20 protein-coding genes are annotated in these 22,376 nt (G+C 43.1%); 2 read left to right on the top strand and 18 right to left on the bottom strand.

Going from position 1 to position 22,376, the window contains the following annotated elements; translation table 11 throughout:
* Positions 1-197: 197 nt before the first annotated feature.
* The gene (locus BLS20_RS01110; RefSeq protein WP_090171204.1) at positions 198-695 is read right to left on the bottom strand and encodes a nitroreductase family protein; all 498 of its coding nucleotides are present in this window, start codon (positions 693-695) and stop codon (positions 198-200) included.
* Between the two features lie 94 nt (positions 696-789).
* On the opposite strand from BLS20_RS01110, the gene BLS20_RS01105 reads away from it, so the two are divergent.
* Both BLS20_RS01105 and BLS20_RS01100 read left to right on the top strand, forming a co-directional pair.
* On the top strand, positions 790-1,101 hold the full coding sequence (locus tag BLS20_RS01105; protein ID WP_176762228.1) for a hypothetical protein: 312 nt from the start codon (positions 790-792) through the stop codon (positions 1,099-1,101).
* Positions 1,102-1,135: 34 nt separating this feature from the next.
* Positions 1,136-1,894: a YdcF family protein gene (locus BLS20_RS01100; RefSeq protein ID WP_176762227.1), complete on the top strand. Its 759-nt coding sequence runs from the start codon at positions 1,136-1,138 to the stop codon at positions 1,892-1,894.
* Here the strand turns inward: BLS20_RS01100 and BLS20_RS01095 are convergent.
* The 17 genes from BLS20_RS01095 to BLS20_RS01020 all read right to left on the bottom strand — a co-directional run bounded on the left by BLS20_RS01095 (position 1,876) and on the right by BLS20_RS01020 (position 22,329).
* On the bottom strand, positions 1,876-2,142 hold the full coding sequence (locus BLS20_RS01095; RefSeq protein WP_176762226.1) for a hypothetical protein: 267 nt from the start codon (positions 2,140-2,142) through the stop codon (positions 1,876-1,878). The two genes, BLS20_RS01100 and BLS20_RS01095, sit on opposite strands and share 19 nt — an antisense overlap.
* Positions 2,133-3,116, bottom strand: coding sequence for a hypothetical protein (locus BLS20_RS01090; protein WP_090171192.1), 984 nt, complete (start codon positions 3,114-3,116; stop codon positions 2,133-2,135). The genes BLS20_RS01095 and BLS20_RS01090 overlap by 10 nt, the downstream gene beginning before the upstream one ends.
* 95 nt (positions 3,117-3,211) lie before the next feature.
* Positions 3,212-3,487 (bottom strand): methyltransferase domain-containing protein, encoded by a 276-nt coding sequence (locus BLS20_RS01085; RefSeq protein ID WP_090171189.1) that lies wholly within the window; start codon positions 3,485-3,487, stop codon positions 3,212-3,214.
* A gap of 127 nt (positions 3,488-3,614) precedes the next feature.
* Positions 3,615-4,112 carry a hypothetical protein gene (locus tag BLS20_RS01080; RefSeq protein ID WP_090171186.1) on the bottom strand — a complete coding sequence of 166 codons (498 nt, stop codon included), beginning with the start codon at positions 4,110-4,112 and terminating at the stop codon, positions 3,615-3,617.
* Positions 4,113-4,132: 20 nt separating this feature from the next.
* Entirely contained in the window at positions 4,133-4,270 is a 138-nt protein-coding gene (locus tag BLS20_RS13625) for a hypothetical protein (protein WP_176762225.1), read from the bottom strand.
* A gap of 133 nt (positions 4,271-4,403) precedes the next feature.
* Entirely contained in the window at positions 4,404-4,961 is a 558-nt protein-coding gene (locus tag BLS20_RS01075; RefSeq protein WP_090171183.1) for a DapH/DapD/GlmU-related protein, read from the bottom strand.
* Positions 4,962-5,089: 128 nt separating this feature from the next.
* Entirely contained in the window at positions 5,090-6,343 is a 1,254-nt protein-coding gene (locus tag BLS20_RS01070; RefSeq protein ID WP_090171181.1) for an ATP-binding protein, read from the bottom strand.
* Positions 6,344-6,481: 138 nt separating this feature from the next.
* A complete protein-coding gene (locus BLS20_RS01065) occupies positions 6,482-8,173 on the bottom strand; it encodes an amino acid ABC transporter ATP-binding/permease protein (RefSeq protein ID WP_479723605.1) in 1,692 nt (563 codons plus the stop codon).
* Positions 8,160-9,914, bottom strand: coding sequence for an ABC transporter ATP-binding protein/permease (locus BLS20_RS01060; protein WP_090171174.1), 1,755 nt, complete (start codon positions 9,912-9,914; stop codon positions 8,160-8,162). Before BLS20_RS01060 ends, BLS20_RS01065 begins: the two co-directional genes overlap by 14 nt.
* Entirely contained in the window at positions 9,907-11,277 is a 1,371-nt protein-coding gene (locus tag BLS20_RS14050; protein WP_176762224.1) for a DUF454 family protein, read from the bottom strand. Before BLS20_RS14050 ends, BLS20_RS01060 begins: the two co-directional genes overlap by 8 nt.
* The gene (locus BLS20_RS01050) at positions 11,267-12,301 is read right to left on the bottom strand and encodes a FecCD family ABC transporter permease (RefSeq protein WP_090171171.1); all 1,035 of its coding nucleotides are present in this window, start codon (positions 12,299-12,301) and stop codon (positions 11,267-11,269) included. Before BLS20_RS01050 ends, BLS20_RS14050 begins: the two co-directional genes overlap by 11 nt.
* 16 nt (positions 12,302-12,317) lie before the next feature.
* Positions 12,318-13,286, bottom strand: a complete 969-nt coding sequence (gene isdE, locus BLS20_RS01045; RefSeq protein WP_242870500.1) for a heme ABC transporter substrate-binding protein IsdE — start codon at positions 13,284-13,286, stop codon at positions 12,318-12,320.
* Positions 13,279-14,196: a heme-binding Shp domain-containing protein gene (locus BLS20_RS01040; protein ID WP_242870499.1), complete on the bottom strand. Its 918-nt coding sequence runs from the start codon at positions 14,194-14,196 to the stop codon at positions 13,279-13,281. Before BLS20_RS01040 ends, isdE begins: the two co-directional genes overlap by 8 nt.
* A gap of 23 nt (positions 14,197-14,219) precedes the next feature.
* Positions 14,220-15,779 (bottom strand): NEAT domain-containing protein, encoded by a 1,560-nt coding sequence (locus BLS20_RS01035; RefSeq protein ID WP_143010207.1) that lies wholly within the window; start codon positions 15,777-15,779, stop codon positions 14,220-14,222.
* A 48-nt stretch (positions 15,780-15,827) separates the two neighbouring features.
* Positions 15,828-17,609, bottom strand: coding sequence for a hypothetical protein (locus BLS20_RS01030; RefSeq protein ID WP_143010206.1), 1,782 nt, complete (start codon positions 17,607-17,609; stop codon positions 15,828-15,830).
* A 258-nt stretch (positions 17,610-17,867) separates the two neighbouring features.
* A complete protein-coding gene (locus BLS20_RS01025) occupies positions 17,868-18,701 on the bottom strand; it encodes a helix-turn-helix domain-containing protein (protein WP_090171159.1) in 834 nt (277 codons plus the stop codon).
* An 85-nt stretch (positions 18,702-18,786) separates the two neighbouring features.
* Positions 18,787-22,329 carry a chitobiase/beta-hexosaminidase C-terminal domain-containing protein gene (locus BLS20_RS01020; RefSeq protein WP_090171156.1) on the bottom strand — a complete coding sequence of 1,181 codons (3,543 nt, stop codon included), beginning with the start codon at positions 22,327-22,329 and terminating at the stop codon, positions 18,787-18,789.
* Between the last annotated feature and the right edge of the window lie 47 nt (positions 22,330-22,376).

Raw genomic sequence — 22,376 nt, 5'->3', positions numbered from 1 at the left:
TTACAATAATCGTCAAGCGTTATTTCAAAATGGATCTTTATAACAATGACTGAATGCATGCTTCTACCTTTGCCATGTCTGCAGTTGGCTCAAATCTTGCAACCATTCCCTTCGCGGTCTCTTTGAATCTTTAAATTAAGTGTTCTTTACACTTCCATAGTTTTGGCATTTTATTTATATTTTCATATTATTCTTTTTCAACCAACATAATGAACTCTTGCCTCATCGTATCTATTCTGTTGCTCTCTACTTTCTGCAGGGTAGCCAAAAGGAACAAGTGCAAATGGAACAAGTGTGGATGGTATATTCAAGACCTTTGTAACATTCTCAACCCTGTCTTGTATTGGAGCTACTGCAAGCCAAACACCCCCCAGACCAAGAGAGGTAATCTCCAAAAGCGCATTCTCTGTTGCAATAGAAAGATCTATCTTATCAAATTCAGGGAACATAAGCCCTTCTGTCCTGTAGCAAGGTACAAGAACAGAAGGCGCTCCAGCTGCACATCCAGAATATGGACTACATTCAGAAAGCTTTTTAATAGTCTCTTTGTCAGTAACAACATAAAACTCCCATGGTTGCTGATTACCTGCCGATGGAGCTGCCATTGCTGCTCTTAGTATCATTTCAATCTTATCTTTTTCAACAGGCCTGTCTTCATATTTTCTTACACTAATTCTTTTAAAAATTTCTTCCATATCTTTATCCTTTCCTATAGGTAGTTGACATCGTTCTAAAAACATTATAAATCATCCCAAAATTCATTTCATATGTTTTTCTCACGTCACTTTTTTGTTACATATCTATAAGCGCTCTTATCTGGTACGCGGCGAAATTTCCATGGTTGCACCGAACAGGGCTGCTGCCATGGCCCAGGCTACCAGGCTAATGAGTCAATCAGCCGCTGAGCGCGCTCACAATGCCCAGGTTGTACGCGAAGCAGGTAACAGATGGATCTGTCTTCTTATGGGATTACCATATAGGGAAGAAATGCAAGTGTATGATACGATGAAAGCCATTTATTATCAGGCATATCGTGAAGCCAGAAAAGAATATACCGGCGCCGTAAAACAAACCACTGGAAATTTTGATGCAAAAGCATAACTCTTGCTTTATACTACACTATGAGGTGAGAGATTTGGTCATTAGAATTATAGTAATTTTACTAGGATTTATTTGCGAAGTTTTATATACACCGCCGTTATTTTTATACGGAATTCTCAATATTGGTAACGCTACCGGAATTGCGATTGGAGTAATCTTGATTTTGTATGGGATATTTGCATTTGCAATTAATCCGCTTGTAAAAAGAATTTGGAAAGTCACAGTTGGACGCGTGATTGTAAGCGTCATTGCAGTCATCATTATTCTTTGCATCGTTGCTGCCGTAATCTTGTCGGCGCTCATTATCCACGAGGCAACCGGTTCCGGTGGCGGCGATGAAACGCTGGTTGTGCTAGGCTGTCAGGTGCGCGGTTCGAGCCCAAGCCTGATGCTACGTGAGCGACTTACTGCTGCGCAAACTTATCTGGACGAGCACGAAGACGCGGTGTGTATCTTGTCCGGCGGGCAAGGCTCCGATGAAGACATCAGTGAGGCGCAGTGTATGTACACTTATCTGACCGAGCACGGCGTTGATCCTGGCCGGTTAATCATGGAAGATAAGTCCACTTCCACGCGTGAGAATCTTCGTTTCTCGCTTGATATTATTCAGGAAAAAGGGCTGAATACCAATCTTGCGATTGTCACAAATGAATTTCACGAATATCGCGCATCTGTCATTGCGGATAAACTGGGTATTAACACAACCGCGGTTTCTGCGCACACTCATTGGTGGATGTTTGCTACGTATTTTACAAGAGAATGGTATGGAATTGTCTATGAATGGATTTCATAAACTACGGGGGACGTTCCTAATGCCACGCACATGGTTCCTTTGGCTTCAAATCCGGAACTGATATACAGCTCCGGAACATCATTATCATCCAAATAAATCAATTCAAATGTACTTTCGCCATCTTCGGAAAATGATATGCCATCCGTCCCCCTTTCCAAATAGGCAGAGTAAGCTTCCTGCCACGTTGTGTCTTCATTTTCTTGAACAGAATCAGAAACCATCATCTCCTCCTTCATCTTTAATCCCACTCATCATATGCAGCATCCATTCCGGCATTCGCATAGCCACATGCAATGTCCACTATGGCTTTAGTTTTCTTTACAATCTTCCATCCCTTTTTGGTTTTCTTGATTTTCAAAGTTATCGTTGTGGTATCTGTCTTCTTGGATTTTTTGGCAAATTTCTTTAGATACTTAACCAGATTCGCATTGTACTTTTGAAAAAGTGCGCTTTTACTTGGCTCACTATAGAATAAGGACATTCCCAGATACCAGGTCAGTGTGTCATCTACTGCTTTGTAAAAATTGTTATACATATCCGGTCTTGTGACTTTCATTTTCACCTTATAAATTTTACCGTCTTTTTTGACATCCACAAATTTCCATTTCAAGTATTTTTTATTGTATTTTTTTAAATATCCATCGACTACTGATGTCGGATATCCGGTAGAACATTTCTTATTGGCGAATAGCGAATTCATCTTATTTACATCATAAGCCTTAGCCGCTTTCATGTAATCATTTGCAACTTTCTTTGCCTTCTTCATGGATGCAGTCATCTTCTTTTTGGCAATTTTCTTTTTCTGAGTTGCATCACAATACTTACATTCTCGAACCTTCTTGCCAGCTTGCATAGTCGTTGCCTTTTTCTTCGTCTTCCATTTACCCCAGTTATGACCGGTTACCGCTACGGTTCGCGTTTGCTCTGCATCGCAATTTTCACACCAGCGATATTCCGAGCCGGCCTCCGTACAGGTTGGATCTTCGTCGACGTCCCATTCGCCCCAGGTATGACCGGTTGCCGCAATGGTCTGCGTCTGCTCTGCGCCGCATTGGCTACAGGTGCGAGTCTGCGTTCCCGTCGTAGTGCAAGTTGCTTCTTCTTCCACTACCCAGTCGCTCCAATCGTGTGTACAAGTCTGCGCCTGCGCCGTCATCAACGGCAGACAGGTTGTTCCTAAGAGCGCGATAATCAGTGATAAAGTGACAAACATTTTCTTCATAGTTTAGTTCCCCCTTCATATGTTCTTGATATTGATATCTATGTTTTACCACCAATTAAGTCCAATTTTTCGGAAAAAACTAACGGGGGACGTTCCTAATGCCACGCACATGGTTCCTTTGGCTCGACCTTTTTATATTTCTTTAATTTCCCTTGTGCCTTATGAATCATCTTTTCTGAAAAATCTGTAGCTGTCTGTGTTTTACATTTCGGAGCAATTATTCTTGTCATAATCCCGGTTCCACACGCGCATTCAAGTACATTATCTTCATTTGTAATATATTCAGCGCATATAGAAGCCGCATGATCATTAGCCTTCCGATTTATAATCTGATACAAGTCATAAATTCCTGCAACATTATCCCAAAACAAACTATTTCACTCTTTCTATTTTAAATACTTTTTGTACGTTCCCACCCATCGCCTACATCTATGGTATACCTGAAATCAGAATCCCTGCTCTTAGCTTTCTGTTTTCTTTTTACTTTTTTTCCTTGTTTCAAAACAATGAACATATCCATGCTGCCAAAGCAGAAGCCGCAGGGAATATAATCAACAGTTTTATCAGCTGACTCTTTATGTTGTATCCGTACTTCCTACCTTGTGTCACGCTCTCTATTTCCGGAAAATAGAATTGGAAGAAGTGATACTTCATAAGCAGGAAATAATCAAAGCAGATCATATCGTAAAGTTTATAAAACGTGAGTATCAGTATGAATCGTGTAAAGAACTGCCAAAAGGAATACTCACTCCTGAGTCCGTCCCAGATAGAGATTACTCCCACACCTAGGATTAGAAGGAAGCTGAATACAATGAATGTCCAGCCTATCACTTTTGCTCCATAAAATATTTCCTTATCCCGTGTCACTATTACTTCCTGAAACTCCTTTGGAGCTGATGAAAACAACTTCTTGTCCTGAATAAATGCAACTGCAGCAAACATCATAATCGTTATCGCTACACATAATACAATTGCCAAAAATATCGTTAGTAGCATAATAATCTCACTCCTTTAGCCTATCCATTTATCCTTTTCTTCTTATATCCACTGTCATCATAGGGAAGATATTCCATGTTCCACGAATAGGGATTTCTGTCACCAGCTTTTAGAGCAGCAGTCTTTTTCATTCCTTCAATATCACTTTCTGAAATCATCTACCCCGATACCCTTTATCAGCATTATAAATCTTTTTTTAGACATAGCTAACTACATACTAAAAAAGGATCACTTCTGTATCCTTTGTAAGACTTGTTCATCTGAAGAAGCTGACCATTTACCACCTTATGTTTACTCATTCACAGCCTCTTTAAACTTCTCAGCATCCAATGTCTTGATCACTCTTGCCGGACTGCCTACTACAACTTCATAGTCTCCAACATCATGTGTTACTACAGATGCAGCTCCGACAATTGCAAACTTACCAATTGTTACTCCCGATAGTATGGTTGCCCCTGCGCCAATCCAAGCTCCATCCTTGATAACGATAGGCTTACAGGTCAGGATCTGTCTGTCATAAGGATCATGATTGTTGGATAAGAGCTGCACATTTCCTGCAATCTGCACATTATCTCCGATCGTAATGCCTCCTCTTGACATTGCCAGAAGATTACTGTTGATAAAACAATGCTTACCTATAACAAGCTTCTCCATGGCAGCTCCACCAAGAGGTGCTGCAACATATGAGCCTTCTCCAATCCTGTCTTCAAATAACTCTTTAAGCACACCCATATATTCCTCTGTACGTGGCATAGTACGATTCAGCTTAAACATCAGCTGTGCCTGCCTGTCATATATTGCCTGTTCCTCAGGTGTGAGTTCTCTCATATCTACTCTTAATTCTTCCATCATTATTACCCCCTGTTCTCTATAGTATTTTCTCAAAAGCAATGTCCCCGCGCTCATATTCATAGTCAGCGAGTTTTACTTCTGTAAAACCGTACTTTTCATATTCTTTATAAACCGTTCCTTATACTTTAATACTCCAAGCTGTTTTCATTCAGCAAAAAAAACTTCATGCCCATAATTACATAACCATCTTCATTTCGCCATGGCTTGGATGATCCGTTAACCAGAATAATTTTCTTAAAGGAATCAGGTATTTTTCGGAGTACGTTAAACTCCTGTTTTTGCTTTTCCTCAGTTGAAAGATCATAGGCCACCTGAATGTAATACCGTTGGTTTCCCATATTGGTAACAAAATCGACCTCAAGTTGCTTTCTTATGCTTTTCCCTTCGGCATTTTTCTGGTTGACCTCTACTATTCCCACATCCACCAGGTACCCCCTTGCCAACAGCTCATTGTAAACAATATTTTCCATTAGATCTGTTGGCTCTTGTTGTCTGAAATTAAGCCTGGCATTTCTTAATCCTACGTCAGTAAAATAGTATTTCCGATTAGCAGCTATATACTTTCTCCCCTTTATATCATACCTGTTAACCTTTGATATAAGATAAGCTTCTTCCAAACAATCTATATGGGCAGAGATTGTTTTATTTGTATAACTGCTATGCCTTTCTGTTGCAAATGTATTAGCTATTTTGGTTGGATTCGTAGGCGAGCCAATCGCCGATGCAAGGATATCTACCAATGTATTGATTTCGTCTCTGTTTTTTATTTTATTTCGGTCAATGACATCCTTCATATATACATTATCAAATATATTCTTTAGATAATCCATTTTCTGCTTGGAATTATTCATATCAAGAAGGGCGGGCAAGCCGCCATAATTTAAATATTCATCCCACGCATCGTCATATTCTTCACCAAAAGCTGAATAAAACTCAGCAAAAGTTAATGGATAAATATGCACTTCATCTCCTCTGCCTCTAAATTCAGTAATTATATCTTTTGACAGAAATTTAGAATTACTACCGGTTACATACACATCCACATTCTCAATTCTTAGAAGCGAGTTCAGTACTTCTTCAAACCTCTCAAGAAACTGCACTTCATCTAATAAAACATAGTATTTTTTATTGTCTACTATTCTTTCCTTTATGTAGTTATAACAAGTCTTAGGATCTCGTAAATCCTCTGATTCTATTCCATCCAACGCAATTTCTATTATGTGATCCGAATTAATCCCGCTGGTTATTAGATATTCCTTATATAACCTGAACAAAAGAAAGGACTTCCCACAACGTCTTATTCCGGTTATAACCTTAACCATTCCATTATTTTGACGTTCGATTATCCGATTTAAATATATATCTCTTTTTACTATCATTCAATTACCTCTTTTTGCGCTGCGCCGCATTTTCTAGTAATAGAATATGCTAAAAATCTATGATTGTCAATTTCATACATTTCCAATAAACTGTAATTTTCTTCATTACTTTATTGCTACACCCGGTGGTCTTTACTTTCAAGTTCCTCTTCCCCGGTTCATCTCTACCACTTCATCAGCGATTTGCAGGGTAGAGCGTCTGTGGGATACCAAAAGAATGGTTTTATCCAGACAGTGTTCCTTCAGACTTTTTAATATAATTCCCTCATTTAAAGCATCCAGATTGGAAGTTGGCTCATCCAGAAGCAAAAAGTCCCGATCACTTAAAAAAGCCCTGGCAATTCCGATTCGCTGACGTTCTCCACCGGAAAGGGTGTCGCCATTTTCTCCCACCATGGTATCGTATCCCTCCGGGAAAGACACAATGGCATCATGAAGGGAAGCCGCCCTGGCAGCCTCAATAATTTCCTCACGGGTTGCCCCCAATTTACCAATTCCGATATTATTGGCAATGGTATCGTGAAACAAAAAAGTTTCCTGGGTAACATAACTTTCCATTCCCCGAAGGCTCTTAGACGGAAGATGACGAATCGAATCTTTTCCCATAAAAATCCGTCCCCGATCCACATCCCAAAACCGCATTAAAAGTTTCAGAATCGTAGACTTTCCACAGCCGCTGGGACCGTGAATTCCTACAATGCTTCCCCCATTGATCTGCATGGAAAAATTCTTTAAGATCTCCTCCTCTTCGTAGGAAAATGTAACATTCTCAACTTTTGCATCGGAAAATTGCACCTTCTTTTCCCCGGGCACTTCTTCTACCAGAGGTTCTTCCTTCAAAAGATCCAAAATCCGCTGTCCACATGCCAGCGTCTGATTCAAATTATTGGAAAGATTGGACAGAGCAATCACCGGACCAAAGGAGCCCATAAGGGCTATGGTCGCCATAAACACCATGGAAGCCTCTGCTGTCCCTGCCCGATATTGTCCGGTCATAAGCAAAAGCATTGCCACGGAACAGACTAAAACCAAAAGATTGGTCAGACCTTTTTGCAAACTTTCCATGTGATTTAAATGTTTTTGCTTTTCTCCAAGGGATTGGGATCTGCTTATAATTTCCCGGGTTCTTTTGACGCCTCCTTCATATTGAATGGTTTCATCCAGGCCATACAAACAATCCAAAACAAAACTGTTCAGGCTGCCGAATTCTTTCCGGTACTCCACCCCAGGGGAAGCCCCTGTCTTTCCCAAAGCAATGGGAAGAACCAGGCCGATGAGCAGATAGGAAACAAGAGCCACCCATCCGGCCGCAAGACAGATGTGTCCCAAAAACACCACCATAACCAGGCTTACGATAATTGCAATGGCAATGGGGGAGATGGTATGAGCATAAAACACCTCCAGCAATTCCACATCAGAAGTTATCAGGGAAATCAGGTTCCCTTTTTCCCTGCCCTCCAACTTTGCAGGGCACAGTTTTCGCAAAGTTTCAAAGACCTGGTGCCGGATTTTTGCCAGCAGTTTAAAGGCAATGAAATGATTGCAATACTGTTCTCCATAATGAAAAATCCCCCTTGCAATTGCCATAATAATCAAAAGGACTGCTCCGCTTTTTAAGGAAAACCAAAAGCCTCCGGTTGCGATAACGCCTGCTTTTGCCAACAGCAAAATAACCTCTCCGGAAGAGATTACCGTCAGGAAGATTGCGCACAAATACCCCAAAACTCCCAGTACAACCGCCAAAATCATAATTCCGATTAACGGTTTTACCAGACCAATCAGCTGCAGCATAATGAAAAAACCATTTTGCCTTTTTTTATTTTGATTCACGCAAATTTCCTCCCTCCCGGAGCCCATATTCCTCCAGAGCTTTTTGTTCCATGAATAATTTTGCATACGCTTTTCCCTGCCCCATTAATTCCTCATGGGTTCCACATTCTGATACCCTGCCGTCTTTTAGCATATAAATGCAGTCGGAGCCGGTAACATTTGCCAGCCGGTGAGAAATCATGAATACGGTTTTTGTCTTTGCCAGAGAATAAATCACTTTCATAATTAAAGCTTCACTTTCCATATCGATATTAGAAGTAGCCTCATCAAAAATGTATACCGGCGAATCATGAAGCAAAGCCCGGGCCAAAGACAGACGCTGGCGCTGTCCGCCGGAAAGATTGGACCCGCTTTCCAAAAGAATGGTATCCAGCCCCTTTTGTTCCTGGACAAATCCCAAAAGATTTACCTGCCACAGCACCCTTTCCATCTCTTTTTCCGTAGCCTTTGGATTCCCCAGCAATAGATTCTCCCGAATCGTGCCGCCAAACAAATAACTGTCGTGTTTTACCAAAGTCACCTGCTCCATCAGACTTTCTTCTTCAATTTCTTTAAGGGAAATATCTCCAAAATGAATCTTTCCCTTAAAGCCTCTGTTTCTTCCCATTAATATCCCGGCAATAGTACTTTTACCGGAACCGGAAAGTCCTACCACCGATACAAAAGAGCCGGAAGGAATCTCCATGGACACATCCTGCAAAATAAGGCGTTCCTCCTGATAGCCAAAGGAGACCTGCTCCAAAGAAATATCAAAGGCTCTTTTGGGAAGTCTTTTGCCTCCCTGTTTTGGCTCCGGAAGATCCAAAAAATCAAAAATTTTGTCGGAAGCCGCCATTCCGTTCATGGCAATATGAAAAAAGGAGCCCAGCAGGCGAAGTGGAATAAAAAACTCCGACGCCAGCAGGATAATCATAATCACTCCTTTCAAATCCACTCCGCCTCCGGCGAACTGAAACAGTGCAACGATCATCCCCAAAGCCGCACCGCCATAAGCTACAATATCCATAACACTGATGGAATTAAGCTGCATGGTCAAAACTTTCATGGTAATTCGGCGAAACCTCTCGGACTCTTCATCCATCGCCCTGGATTTTTCTCCGTCTGCCTCATAAATTTTAAGGGTAGTAAGTCCCTGAAGATTCTCCAAAAAAGAATCCCCCAGCTGCGTATAAATCCCCCAATATTTACTTAAAAGCCGTTTAGCAATCTTTTGCACCGCAACAATCGCCGCCGGAATCAAAGGAACGCAAACCAAAAGCACAAGGGAAGCAGGAGCATTAACCGGAAACAAAATCACAAACAAGGTTATGGGGGCAATCATGGAGTAAATAAACTGGGATAAATATTTCCCGAAATAAATTTCCAGCTGCTCTACGCCTTCCACTGACATTTGTACCAATTCTGCCGAAGAAATCTTCTCCCGGTAGGATGCTCCCAGGCGAAGAAGCTTTTCGTGGATCTTCACCCGCAAAATCTGCTTCACATCTGCAGAGGCTCCAAAGGAAGCCTTCCCGGACAAATAGTCACAGACAAACCTTGCCGCCACAGCAGCCAGAATAATAATTGCCGCTCCCCGAGTCCCCGGGATATCTAAATTTTTTTCAAAAAGATCTTTTATGATTCCCGCAATTTTTGCAACAATAAGCACCTGGCAAAGCAAAGCCAGCCACTGAAAAAGAACCTGGTACACAATATATTTTTTTGCATGGGATAAGAGTTTGATCAGTCGTTTTTTAATCATAATTCACAGATTCTCCTATGTCGTTTTTCCCGTCAATTTTCTTAAGCCGCTCTTCCTCTTCCCGGGAAATCGTTTTGATCACAAACAAAAATATGATCAAATGCATTACCCAGACGCAGGCCAGAATAATCCGGCCTATGGGAACGGAATGCATCATAATAAAACCAAAAGCCATAACCGCAGTTACACTGATCATAATCGCAGCCTTGGTTTTCACTGTCATTGCCCGATGCTTTACAAAATTTTCCAGATGCTTATGATACAGCTTTGTATCGGTGAACCATTGGTATAAGCGGTCGGAACTTTTGGCAAAGCAAAAAATAGTCACCAGGTAAAAAGGTACAGTAGGAAGTATGGGAAGAACCACGCCAACCGTTCCCAAAGTCAGACACACACATCCCAAAGCTGCCCAAAGAGCTCTGACAACTTTACTTCGGGATTTCTTTCTTTTGTTCTTTGGACTTTTTTTCTTTTCTTCCTCTGCTTCTTTTTTCTGTCCGAAAGCCCGGGGCCTTGCAATCACTTCTTTGTTCCTAGGAGTCTCCCCGTCCCGCCGAGAAACCACTACAACCTTTTCTCCTCCCTCTTCCGTTACCGAAAGGGAAATTCCATATAAAGATTTTAAGTTTTCTTTTGTAATAACGTCCTTTGGCAAACCGCAGACCTGAACTTTTCCGTTCTTTAACCCAATGATGCAATGGGAAAATGCAATGGCCTGGTTAATATCATGAAGCACCATAATAATGGTAATGCCGTAATTCCGATTCAGTTTTTGCACCAATTCCAGAATTTCAATCTGATAACGAATATCCAGATAGGTGGTTGGCTCATCCAAAAATAAAATTTTGGTATCCTGAGCCAGCGCCATGGCAATCCATACTCTTTGGCGCTGTCCCCCGGAAAGTCTTGCCATTTCCCGATCCTTAAGTTCATCCACTCCGGTAACCTTCATGGCCCAGTCCACATAATCTTCGTCCATGTTTTCCTCCGGCATTTTGCAATGCTTATGTCCGTGGAAAATCTCTTTATAAGGGGTTCGCCCCAAACGAATCAGCTCCCGCACTGTCATATCCCCGGGCGCGGTGTTGTGCTGGTGCACAATAGCTACCTGCCTTGCATATTCTTTTTGTCCCAGATTCCATATGTTTTTCCCCCGGAGAAAAACCTGTCCTCCCATAGGCACAAGATTTTTTGTCATCACATTAAAAAGGGTGGATTTGCCGCAACCGTTAGCCCCCATAATGGTTGTAATCTTTCCTTTTTCAACTTGAAGGTTAATCCCTTTTAAAACACGGTTTTTTCCGTAAGCAAAACACAAATCCCGAACTTCCATTTCCGGCCGGTGAATTCTTTTATTTTCCATAACTGTTTGACCTCCTTAACATAAATACAAAGAAGGGGCCGCCCACAATGCACATAATAACGGATGCACTGATTTCATAGGGATAGGCAATGCTTCGCCCAATGGTATCCGCTCCCAAAAAAATAAAAGCGCCCAGCATCATGGAAAAAGGAATCAGTTTGCCGTGTTCGGACCCTACCAAAAGCCTTCCAAGGTGAGGCACGATCAGTCCCAAAAAGCTGATGGATCCCACCACTGCCGTAGAAATACTTGCCAGGATTACTGCAATAAAGGAAATAATCAGCCGCTGGCGATAAACATTCATCCCCAATCCTCTAGCCGTTTTATCTTCCAGAGCCAGTAAGTTACAGCGCCCCGATACAATACTTGCCGAAATCAGCCCGATAATAACATAAGGTGCCAAGGTCTTTGCATCATCCCAGCTCATTTGAGTAATATTCCCTTCCACAATGGATGCTACGGAAGAAGAAGAACCGCTGATATCATCTACTGCATTTACCAGTCCGGTAAAAAATGCGTCAATTGCAATTCCCACCAGAATAATCCGCAAAGGGCTTAAGCCGCCCTTCCAGGACAAGGCATAAACCAGCGCAAAAGCAACCACGCCTCCCAGGCAGGCAAACAAAGGAGAAAAGGCATACATTCCCGGCGCCACACATAAAAGCAATATGGAAAAACAGCCGGCTCCTCCGGAAATCCCAATAATTCCCGGATCTGCCAGAGGATTTTTCAAAACCGCCTGAAACAAAACGCCGGCCACGGAAAATGCCGCACCTGCCAGCAATGAAATCGCAATGCGTGGAAAACGAAGGTCAAATATGGTATAGACATCTGCGTCATATTCTAAAAAAAGGCCTCGAAACATTTGGCCGACCCCGACCCTAAGGCTTCCGATATTTGCCGACGCAAAAACAAGAGCTACCAGCATCAGTGCCAACAGCGCAAAAGCAAGAGCGGATCTTGCAGCTTTTTTCCTTTGTGTTTCATAGTCCTTTCTCTCAATCCTTACGGAATTTCCTTCCATTTGCCTTTTCCTTCCTTTATTCCTCATTAGAGTACAGATATCCTTGCAGTTCTTCTAACGCATTTTGATATTCAAAATTCGCACTCATGCCAAAATAATCATAGGTCAATTCATAAACCTGATTATTTTGCACCGCCTCAAAATGCTGCCATATATCATTGGTGGCAAATTCCTCTTCAAACATTTCGCTCACCTCATCGGGAAGAGCATGAGCCGCCAGCAAAATCACATCCGGCTCTTTTGTTTTCATATCTTCGGTATTTACGCTGATAAAGGCATCTTCTTCCCCTTCATAAACATTCTCGCCCCCGGCGATCTCTACCAGATTTCCTACATAAGACTCCGGGGTTGCAATTACATAAGAGCCTGGAAGCCCCATTAAAATCAACACTTTTGGACTTTCCTCGTCATCGTTTTTCGCCTGATAGGATTCCAGAAAATCCTCATAATCTTTTACCAGAGCCTCTGCTTCTTTTTCCCGGTCGAAAATATATCCCAGCTCCAAAATTGAGGTATACATGCCCTGAAGACTGTTTACGTTAACAAAAGCCCAATCCGTATCCAGTTCCTCATACTTTGGCTCCAAATCGCTTTGCAAAGAAAGGGGACTTAAAATCCAATCCGGGTTCAAAGAACCAATTATTTCCATATCCGGACTCATGGAAGTTCCCACGGTTGTTACATCCTCATAAACTTCCGGGATTTCATAGAGAGAGGACTCCGCCACTCCCACAAGAGAAAGATTTAATTTCTCGCAAATTTCCGTAACCGCCGGAGAAGTGGAAATGATATTTACCTCGCCGTCTTTTTCCTCCACTTTTTCTTTGGCCAGCTTAACCCCTTCGGAGTAGTCTCCGGATTCCTCTGCCGTTGTTATCGAAATTTCTTCTGCGGTGGAAACCTTTTGCCCGGACTTTCCGGAGCAAGCCGTAAGGAAAACCATTCCCAGCACAAGTCCTGCCACTTTTATGTTTCCTTTACTCATGGTCTTTGTCCTCATCTTCCCAATCCGGATCGTCAAAGGCATCATAAAACCATTCTTTCCTTTTTTTCAAAAACAAATAAACAATGCCGGCGGCTGCAAAAAGCAAAATGAGCCCCACAACTACACCGGAAATAATATTCAGCGCCAATTGCTCTGCAAAACTTCTGTTTCCTCCCCCTGCATCGTCCTCTTCGGTATCGGAAACTTCCCTCTCCGTTGAAAGGGTTAAGCCCTGATTTTCGGAGGTATCTCCGGCAGATTCCGTAAGTTCTTCCTCTGAGGTATCTCCGGCAGTTTCTGTAAGTTCTTCCTCTGAGGTATCCTCTTTCTCCTCGTCCTCAGCATCACTTTTGGAAGCTGTTGTCACCAAGGTTGCAGGCAAACCGGTAGAATTTCCTTCCGTTAAATTTTCGGCATAAAAATAAAAAACAACTTCCCGGCCCATTTGCTCTACGTACATGGAACAACGGACGATTCCATCTTTGGAAGGAAGTTTAATGCATACATAATCCGTCGTCCCATTGGAGTCGCTTCCGGTTCCGGTAATTCCCAGTTCCGGATTACTCCAGGAAGTGTCTCCTTGTTTCTGCACCTGAAATTTCTGGTCTGAGGTTTCATCAATCAGACTAAGTTCCACTGTAATGTAATAAGATCCGGAATCTGTAATTTCCATAATACCGGTGGATTTTACAACGCCCTCAACCATGCCCTGACCGGTGGCTGCGCCGGATTCTCCTCCGGCATCTTCGATTTCACCGGTTACGGGATGAGAATAGCTTCTTACCACATCTACGGTATAAACCGTTCCTGCAGCTGCCAAAGCCGGCAGCGGACGCAGCAAAAACATTCCCACCATACAAAGACCGACGGCCCATATAAGAATTGTCTTTTGATTTATCTTGCCAAACAATAGTTTTCTCCTACTCTTTTTCTTTATTGTAAGCGCCTCATACGTGCACGATACCGGAAAATACCATGCCCTGCCAAAAACGCAATCACTATAATCCCCGGAATTCCGTATTTTCTAAGAGGTGGCTCTAACTCTTTGGTCTCGGCGGATACGGCTGTTGTACTTACTGCACTTTCCCCGCTGTCTTCCCGGCTCTTAGAAAATTCTGTTACGGAAAGAATTTCTTCTTTGCCTTCCTCCTCATCACCGTCTTCCTCCACCGTCAAAGTCCCTGCCTCGGCAAGGGAGCTTCCCTGGGACGATCCGGAACCGGTAGTTGTGTCCGCAGCCTCACTGTTTTCACTTGCGGAAGATGAAGTGGTATCTACCGAAGATTTTTTCTTGGCTAATGTAGAATAATCCAGTTTTAAATAAACATTTTGGGTTCCGCTTCCGGCGGAAATTGCTTCCATCACCGGCACATAAACCTGTAAAGGCACATACCCGCCATTTTTGATTGCTTTTTTTATCAGGGGGAAGGTTACCTGTTTGGGATAATCGGTTCCATAACTGTCGGAAACCTTGGTTCCATCGGAATTCTTCTGGTAGGATTTTACCGTTGCCTCATGGGTCGTTCCTGTAATTTGAGTGGACGAGGCCTTATAAGCATTGGTATAATATTTGATCTTTCCCAGATATCCGCTGCCACTTCCTACGCTCATGCCCTTAAAATTTACGGTTACGGTGTATTTTCCTTTTTTTACCGTAAGCTTGATAATCGGATTAATGGCGGAATTCGCCATGGACGTAGTGCTTTTATCCACCTTCAGCATTTCTCCGGACAGGTAATAGGTTCCATCCTCCAATGTGGCAATATCCAGATCGGAAGTTTTGCTTTTTCCGGTTTTTCCGCTGCTGTCCGTTTTTGAAGAAGATGCATTGCTGCCTAAGGTCGAGCCGGCCTTATCGGAAGTTTCTTCCGAAGATGTCTCATTCGTTCCTTCCGCTGCTTTTACTTCCTGCAGGCTTACCTCTTCCATGGTGGAATAATCCAATACCAGGCGTACTGTCTGGGTGCCGGATCCGGCGCTGATTCCTTCCATTAAAGGAACATAGACCTGCATCCAATACCTGCTTTGATTCTTATCAACAGGTATTTTGACCACCTTGGGATAACTCTTGCCTTTCATCTGAGAATCGCTTCCCGAAGAGGCATTGTTATAACTGTCAAAAACGCTGTACTTAGAAAGGACATCGGCTGCAGTTAAGGCAGCCGATGCAGAGGGGGCGGTATCGGTATCATAATCTTCATAATATTTCAGCCATCCCAAATATCCGCTCATCCCCATGGCCTCCACCGGCTGTAAGGTGATTCGAAGATACATGGCGCCATCCGAAGCTTCTTCGATATAAAGTTGTTTTATGGCACTGTTTGCCATGGATTCTGCATTAGAAGATGCCTGATACAATGTGCCGGATACTGCATAATAAACGGAGGTCTCTTCCGTCGCTGCGCTAAAACCTGTTACATTCGCCTGCCCTGACAAAAAAAGGCACAGGTTAAGACAAATAATTCCCAGAATCCATTTTTTAAGGTTTTTCATACCCTTCACCTTATACAACGCTCCCTTCCCTCTTTTATTTTAGTGTCACTATTTTTTGATCTTAACTTTTGCGCTTGCCGATTTGCTTCCCTTTACCTTGATTTTGTTTACGGTTTTGTAAGCAACAATCTTGTAATAATACGTTTTCTTTGAAAGCTTTTTGTCTGTATATTTTACAGCGGAAGTTACCGTTGCCACTTTCTTATATCCGCTGCTCTTCTTCGTAGAACGATATACATAATATCCCGTTGCTCCACTTACCTTTTTCCACCGAACCGTTGCTTTTTTTGCTGCGGTATTCTTAGCCGTCACTTTGGTAACCTTCTTCGTCTCAAGGGCCTTCAGCGCGTTGTTCAATGTCGTCTTGGAGGAAGCAAGATCTGTTGCGGAAGCTCTGTTATCAATATTTGTTTGCGCTTTTGATACTGCACTTTTTACCTTCTTCCAGCTGGATGAGGTAAAGGTCGAAGAACTAAGAGCGTTTGCTGTTTTTACAAGGGACTTTAAAGAACTTGCATCCCCTGCTTTTACCAACGCCTTTACTGCTGCATTTAAGGCATCCACTGCTGCCGTAACTTCATCTTCGGTAGAAACCGTCGAAAGAGCGCTCTTTGCCGTAGCAATAGCCGCAGTTAATTTCTTATAACTGGCCACCGTATAATCTGTTTCTTTTAAGGCCGAAGCCGCCGTGATCGCAGCCGATAAAGAAGAAGTACCAAGATTTGTCGCATCCAAATCTTCGGTTGACGAAGTTGCTATAGCGGCATTTTCCCAATCAATCGCAAGATAAACATTATTCGTACGGCTCATGGCGGTCATACTGACATAAACCCCATCCGCAGTAATATCCGGCACAGAAAATGTGATGGAATTTACATTTCCGTCTTCATCTACGGTGTACTGCGCATCTGTCGTCTCTGTTGAGGTATCTCCGGCGTAAATTTTCCAATCGGAAGAATATGCGGTAATTCCCATATAAGTCAATCCCTGAATCGGAATGGTCAGCGTTGCGCTGTTGTCGTAACCGATCGTCAGACTTGCATCTCCGCCGATTACTCCATTCGACATGGACGTTGCGCTTGTATCATCTGCTTTCATCAGGGATACCGGCACCGTATAATTTCCCGGATTGAGCTGCGTGGCATTTGTTCCGTAGGTAACGCTCTGGGCATTTGCCCAATCAAATGCAAGCAATACCGTGCTCGCTCTGCCGCTGGAAACCGAATAAGCATAAACACCATTATGAGATGCCATATCCTCTGTTAAGGTGAAGCTGACAACCGTCGGATATTCCGTTACCGTTTCTGTCTCATTCCCATCCTCGTCGGTTGACTGACTGGTATATTCCTTCGTTTCTTCTACTGTACACTCTTCCACGTTTGTGGCTTCAGTGGCAGAAACATTTGTAAAATCTTTATTTACAGACATGGAATCTGTAAAAAGCCCGGATATGCTAACGTTATATGCCGTATTGGTGTAAGTATAACTTTGGTTTAAAAATACATAAACCTTTGCCGTTCCGTCTTCATCAACAACAACGGTTGCCGTATCTAATATGCTGTCAGAAATTCCGGACAGATAGTCATCATTGGTAAAATAATCTGCTTCTGTTCCATCTGTTTTACTTGCATTTAAAAACCGCGTAGAAACCTGATAGCTTCCCGGTGCAAGCTGCGTATTCTCCGTTCCGAAGGAATAGGTTTCGGCCGTCTCTTGGGAGTCCACTACTGCTGCAGTTTCTCCGCCTAAAACAGTAACCGCCTGTCCTCCGGTTCCAACAACTGTAACTGACATAAGTGCCATTAAGGCTAAATATTTTAATCTCCTCATTTTTTCCACACTCTCTTTCCTGTTTCATGAAGTTAATAACAAGTAGTCTTATCTACCGAGATTGAGAGTAACATAATTTAAAGAACTTACATAGGATTATATTGTTGCAATCTCGCAACAATTCCTTGCCGACATCTTGTTTTCAGCCTATAATTCCGCTTTTTTACTCATGACTTTCCCTTTTTCCCATAGTTGCACACATGCAACTAATATTTGCTTTTTTATGAAAAAAGCCCCGGTTTCCCTCCGGAGCTTTTTCTATAGAACCAGAGTCAAAATTGCTTTCGACTCCGGCATATGAACTTTTCCAACGGAAGCCTGAAATTTCAGCATCAAACTTCCGTAAATCACCTGATTGTTCCCTTTCCCGTTAGAATAGAAGGAAAATGCCTCCAAAGGGATCACTACAACATCCGATCCAAACTCCGCCTGATGGAACATGCCATCCTGAAAATACTTTACGTTCTTTGCCTTTCCTTCCAGCAAGGAATTGGACAATGGCGAAAAGGCGCGGATGGGAACCGAATGAAGCTGCACGGTTCCTACCCCATCTACCACTGCCATAACGCAAGGATGCTCAAAGGCTTTATTGCTCATGGAAACCGTCCTTCCGGCCTTGCCGTACTCCCGGTTAATAATAAACTGCAACTGCCAGATTCCTGATTGAATCTCTTTTGCCAATTCCGCACCGCTGAATTTCTCCCGGTCACGAAAATACGTCTTCACCCGGCATTTCTCATCCATGGCACGAATGACCTGCATGGTCTCGTCCGAATTGTACAAAGCCCAATAATAGGCATCGGTTCTGGCATGCTCTAAATCCACACCCTCATAAACCAGATGAGAAACCGTAAGATCCATGCGCTCTTTGTAATATTCACCCTTCGCCTTCCCCTCCGGGGTCAGATATGGGTGCCTTGGATCCTCACGGTTCACCAGCCCCTCCTTCTCCAGTTGCTGCATCATACGGGAAATCTGATACTTCTCCCGGTTCAACCCTTTGGATAAGGCTGTTACATTGCACTCTTCCGGAGGCGAATTCAAAAACCATAATAAAATTCTAAGTTGCAATACATCATATTCCGCTGACATAATTCTCTTTATATTCTCCTCAACCGAAAGGTTAGCACGCATAGAGTTAGTTTGTCAAGACGGAAGTTAGTACTGTATGCTTTCCTTATAGGTTTTTATAGGAAGCTTTGGCAGGCGCTCCTGCTTTTTTTATCATCTTTTTATATTTTTTCAAAGATTTGGACGGCACTTTAAATATCACCTTTTTGTTTACGCCCTTGAAGGCCTTTTTCCCAATAGAGGTAAGAGAATTTCCCTTAATGGTTACACTCTTTAATTTTGAAGCGCCTTTAAACGTCTGCTTACCGATGGATGAAATATTCTTTCCAATGGTAATGCTCTTTATTTTCTTATTCCCCACAAATACCTTGTCGGAAATTTTTGTTACTTTATACGTCTTGCCTCCAATGGTTACCGTATCTGCAATTGTCACGGAAGACTGAGAGCTGGAAACTTTCGTTACAACAGCCGACGAACCGGAAATCTTATAGGTGACTCCCTTTACAACCTTGGATGTTTCCTTTTTTGTCTTAGTATCCGTTCCAACATTCGGCGTAGTTGTGGTTGTCTGGTCTTCTTTAGTATTTTGGGATTCCTGCAGTTCCTTCAAAGCTTCTTGTGCTTCTTTTAGTTTTTCCTCAGCCTCTTTTAGCTCCTCTTGTGCCGCCTCAGCTTTTTCTTCAGCTTCTTTTGCTACCTTCTCTGCTTCTTCTTGTGCCTCCCGGGCCATTTCCGCCTGTTCTTGTGCTTCTTTTTGCGCAAGCTCTGCTGCCTCAGCTTTTTTCTGGGCCGCTTTGGCCAGTTCTTCAGCCGTTTCCTTCGCTGCCTCAGCTTCTTCTTGTGCCGCTTCGGCTGCTTTCTTGGTCGTCTTCGCTTCATACAGCGCCTGCTTTGCATTTGCCTCATTTAACTCCGCTGTTCTTTGAGCCACTACCGCATCTGCAATCTCTTTTTCCGTAGTTGCTGTCTCTACAGCTTTCGTTGCGTCATCCACTGATTCCTTGGCGGTAGCAATTGCTTCTTCCGTTGCATCTTCTTCCAGAGCATCATAAGCTGTCTGGGCTTTCTCCAGGGCACTTTGTGCCTGACTCAAAGTTTCCTCTTTCGCCTCGGCATCGGCTGTTGCTTCCGAAAGATTATAGGTTGCCTGCTGAACCAAAAGCAGGTAGTAGCCCGTAATATAGGTTTTTTCCCCATCTGTCAAAGAAGCATATTCTGCGGCGGCTTTATTCATGTAATAGGTGTTAATGTCACACGCATTACCGTTGTAGGCATGTGTAATTCGATATACATCATAATCAAAGATCAAAGCAACCGTCTTGCGGTATGCATCCAAAAGCTCTGCCGCAGCTTCATCTGCTTCCTCCTGACTGAGGGATTCTTTTTCCAAAACCTCGTCGGCCGCCGATATGGCATTTGCCAAATCCTGGCTGTAAGTCGTATCCTGGGATTCTTTATAGGCCATATGATAATAATCAAGAAACCAAAGATCTCCCCAACGATTATTGTCATAGTAGGTCTGGGCCGCTGATATGGTCTCTTCCAGCTCCGTGGTATCCGCCGGGGTCACTGCAAAAGCAACTGCCATACTGGATGTATCGAATAATGCATAGCCGTCAAGATTATAGGCCTCTCCATTCACGGTTGTATTCATGGAAACAACAAGCCCCTGCTCTGTCGGAAGTTCGTAGGGGTAAGTTACGGTAAATCCCCGAACTTTTGCCAATTCATTTTCATAAGAAATCTCAGCGGTCTTCATTTCTTCATCTACTCCGTTATCGTAGGTAACTTTGCTGACAGAAAATCCGTTTGCGGCAGCTTCATTCAGTTCTTCCATGGTTAAAGCAATGGTTCCTGAAACAACATAATAGGTTACGTCGTAATAGGTGTTTCCCACTTCGTCTTCTCTTACCACAACTTTTGCCGTATCCCGAAGGATGGAAGCCGCCTTAGAATCATCTCCTGTAGTATCTGCCCCGCTGTTTACGGAAACCTTCATAAGATAGGTGCCAAGTTCTTGTACACTGGTTCTCTTAGTATAGGTTACCTGAGATACTTCACTGGAGGAATCTCCTGAAATGGCAATTGCTTTTACCGTAGATGTTTCTGTAATTTCAAAAGCTCCGGTATATAAATTGCTCTCTTTTGTAGGAATGCTCCCATCCGTAGTGTAATAAATATCTGCTTCTTCATCCCGGCAGGTGATTTCTACTTCTTTACTTCCGGAAAATTTTCCGACGCCATAGGTAAACTCCGGTGCGTCTAATTCGTTCAAGTCTTCATAGGCTGAAACCAGATTCTCCGTAGCTTCATCAATTTCTTCCTGGGTTGCTTCATAATTCCGGTCCGTCGTCTTTGCTTCTTTTAAAGCTTTGGTAAATGCATCAACCGTACTCTGGGTATATTTTGTAGTATCAATCTCTTCTGCGCCCTGAATGGTCGCTTCCAATTCGGAAGCATCCGGATCATCACTCTTTACCACAAGAGTATCTGCATCAATGGCAATCCGCGGCGTAGGATGTTCAAAAATATCGGAAAATCCCGTAACGATTTCCATCATCAGCCCATCCGGCAGGGATCCTTCAAATACAAACTTGAATTTTCGAATTCCCGCAAGCTTATTATCGTAAACAATCTCCGCTGTTTTTTCCACATACACGTCAGATTTATAGCGGTATTTCCACTCTGAGATATCCTGTCCGCACCATTGGCCGTTTTCTCCATATTCCGACCAATTGGTAAAAGAGCCATCTGACACCGTTCCTTTTCCTACCGTGAGAATCACTTCATAATTATAAGTTCCGTCTCCATTATCCACTACGGTGACATCCGCCGTGTCTTTCACTAAATCCGACAAAACGGAATCATCTGCTGTAGCAAAAATACCGTCAGACAAAATAGCCGTCGCTGTATAATTGCCTTCTCGCTCACTCAAAGGCCGTAACGTATAGGTCGCTGTCTGAACAAAACTGATATCCTCTCCCACAACCGCAATGGCCTTTACCGTTGTGATATCCGAAACCGTAAAGGATCCGGTGTATTTTTTGCTGTCAACCGTAGGCGTGCTTCCATCCGTTGTGTAATAAATTTCCGCACCCTCGGTTTTGGTTTCAATCGTAACTTCCTGCGTGGAATCAAATTTTTGGCTTTCCGGGGAAATGGTTGGTCGGGCAACCACCTCCTCATAAGCGCCCTCCTGCTGGGATACAAAAGAATATTCTCCGTTGGCACGATTTACGATAATCGTAGTATCCTCATAGCCGTCGGCGCTGATTACAATTACATTGTTCCCATCCTCCATGGAGTCTACCGGAACCGCAAAGCCAGCTGCCGCAGACCGGTTGCACTGAAATTGGGTGTATGACACTCCGTTAATCACAACTTTTGTGATTTTCAGCACATAAGCCTGCCAATAATCTTTCAGTTCTTCAAACTGAACCCCGCTGACAGCCCAAGCCGAACCGGAATCATAATAACACGCTTTTGTTATGGTGGGGGGCGAGGCCAGCTCTTCGCCGGTCTCCTCCTCCATTATCTCTACCTGCTCTGAAGCAGTGTCCGCAAATGCAGCCATCCCCCCGCCGGATAATGCCATGGATGCTGCCATAATCGCACACAGTACTCTTCCCACTACTCTTTTTCTTTTCATACATTTCTCCTCTCACAAAATGGTGTACATAAGATCACGCAATGTTC

Source organism: Eubacterium oxidoreducens, assembly GCF_900104415.1.
GTDB classification, from domain to species: Bacteria; Bacillota; Clostridia; order Lachnospirales; family Lachnospiraceae; genus Eubacterium_C; species Eubacterium_C oxidoreducens.
This window is presented reverse-complemented; position numbering and strand designations above follow the sequence as displayed.

Excerpts from the sequence above, each read along its gene's own strand:
- BLS20_RS01110 (WP_090171204.1), bottom strand. The coding sequence starts at position 695 with ATGGAAGAAATTTTTAAAAGAATTAGTGTAAGAAAATATGAAGACAGG.
- BLS20_RS01090 (WP_090171192.1), bottom strand. The coding sequence starts at position 3,116 with ATGAAGAAAATGTTTGTCACTTTATCACTGATTATCGCGCTCTTAGGA.
- BLS20_RS01080 (WP_090171186.1), bottom strand. The coding sequence starts at position 4,112 with ATGCTACTAACGATATTTTTGGCAATTGTATTATGTGTAGCGATAACG.
- BLS20_RS13625 (WP_176762225.1), bottom strand. The coding sequence starts at position 4,270 with ATGATTTCAGAAAGTGATATTGAAGGAATGAAAAAGACTGCTGCTCTA.
- BLS20_RS01075 (WP_090171183.1), bottom strand. The coding sequence starts at position 4,961 with ATGGAAGAATTAAGAGTAGATATGAGAGAACTCACACCTGAGGAACAG.
- BLS20_RS01070 (WP_090171181.1), bottom strand. The coding sequence starts at position 6,343 with ATGATAGTAAAAAGAGATATATATTTAAATCGGATAATCGAACGTCAA.
- BLS20_RS01060 (WP_090171174.1), bottom strand. The coding sequence starts at position 9,914 with ATGATTAAAAAACGACTGATCAAACTCTTATCCCATGCAAAAAAATAT.
- BLS20_RS14050 (WP_176762224.1), bottom strand. The coding sequence starts at position 11,277 with ATGGAAAATAAAAGAATTCACCGGCCGGAAATGGAAGTTCGGGATTTG.
- BLS20_RS01050 (WP_090171171.1), bottom strand. The coding sequence starts at position 12,301 with ATGGAAGGAAATTCCGTAAGGATTGAGAGAAAGGACTATGAAACACAA.
- isdE (WP_242870500.1), bottom strand. The coding sequence starts at position 13,286 with ATGAGTAAAGGAAACATAAAAGTGGCAGGACTTGTGCTGGGAATGGTT.
- BLS20_RS01035 (WP_143010207.1), bottom strand. The coding sequence starts at position 15,779 with ATGAAAAACCTTAAAAAATGGATTCTGGGAATTATTTGTCTTAACCTG.
- BLS20_RS01030 (WP_143010206.1), bottom strand. The coding sequence starts at position 17,609 with ATGAGGAGATTAAAATATTTAGCCTTAATGGCACTTATGTCAGTTACA.
- BLS20_RS01025 (WP_090171159.1), bottom strand. The coding sequence starts at position 18,701 with ATGTCAGCGGAATATGATGTATTGCAACTTAGAATTTTATTATGGTTT.
- BLS20_RS01020 (WP_090171156.1), bottom strand. The coding sequence starts at position 22,329 with ATGAAAAGAAAAAGAGTAGTGGGAAGAGTACTGTGTGCGATTATGGCA.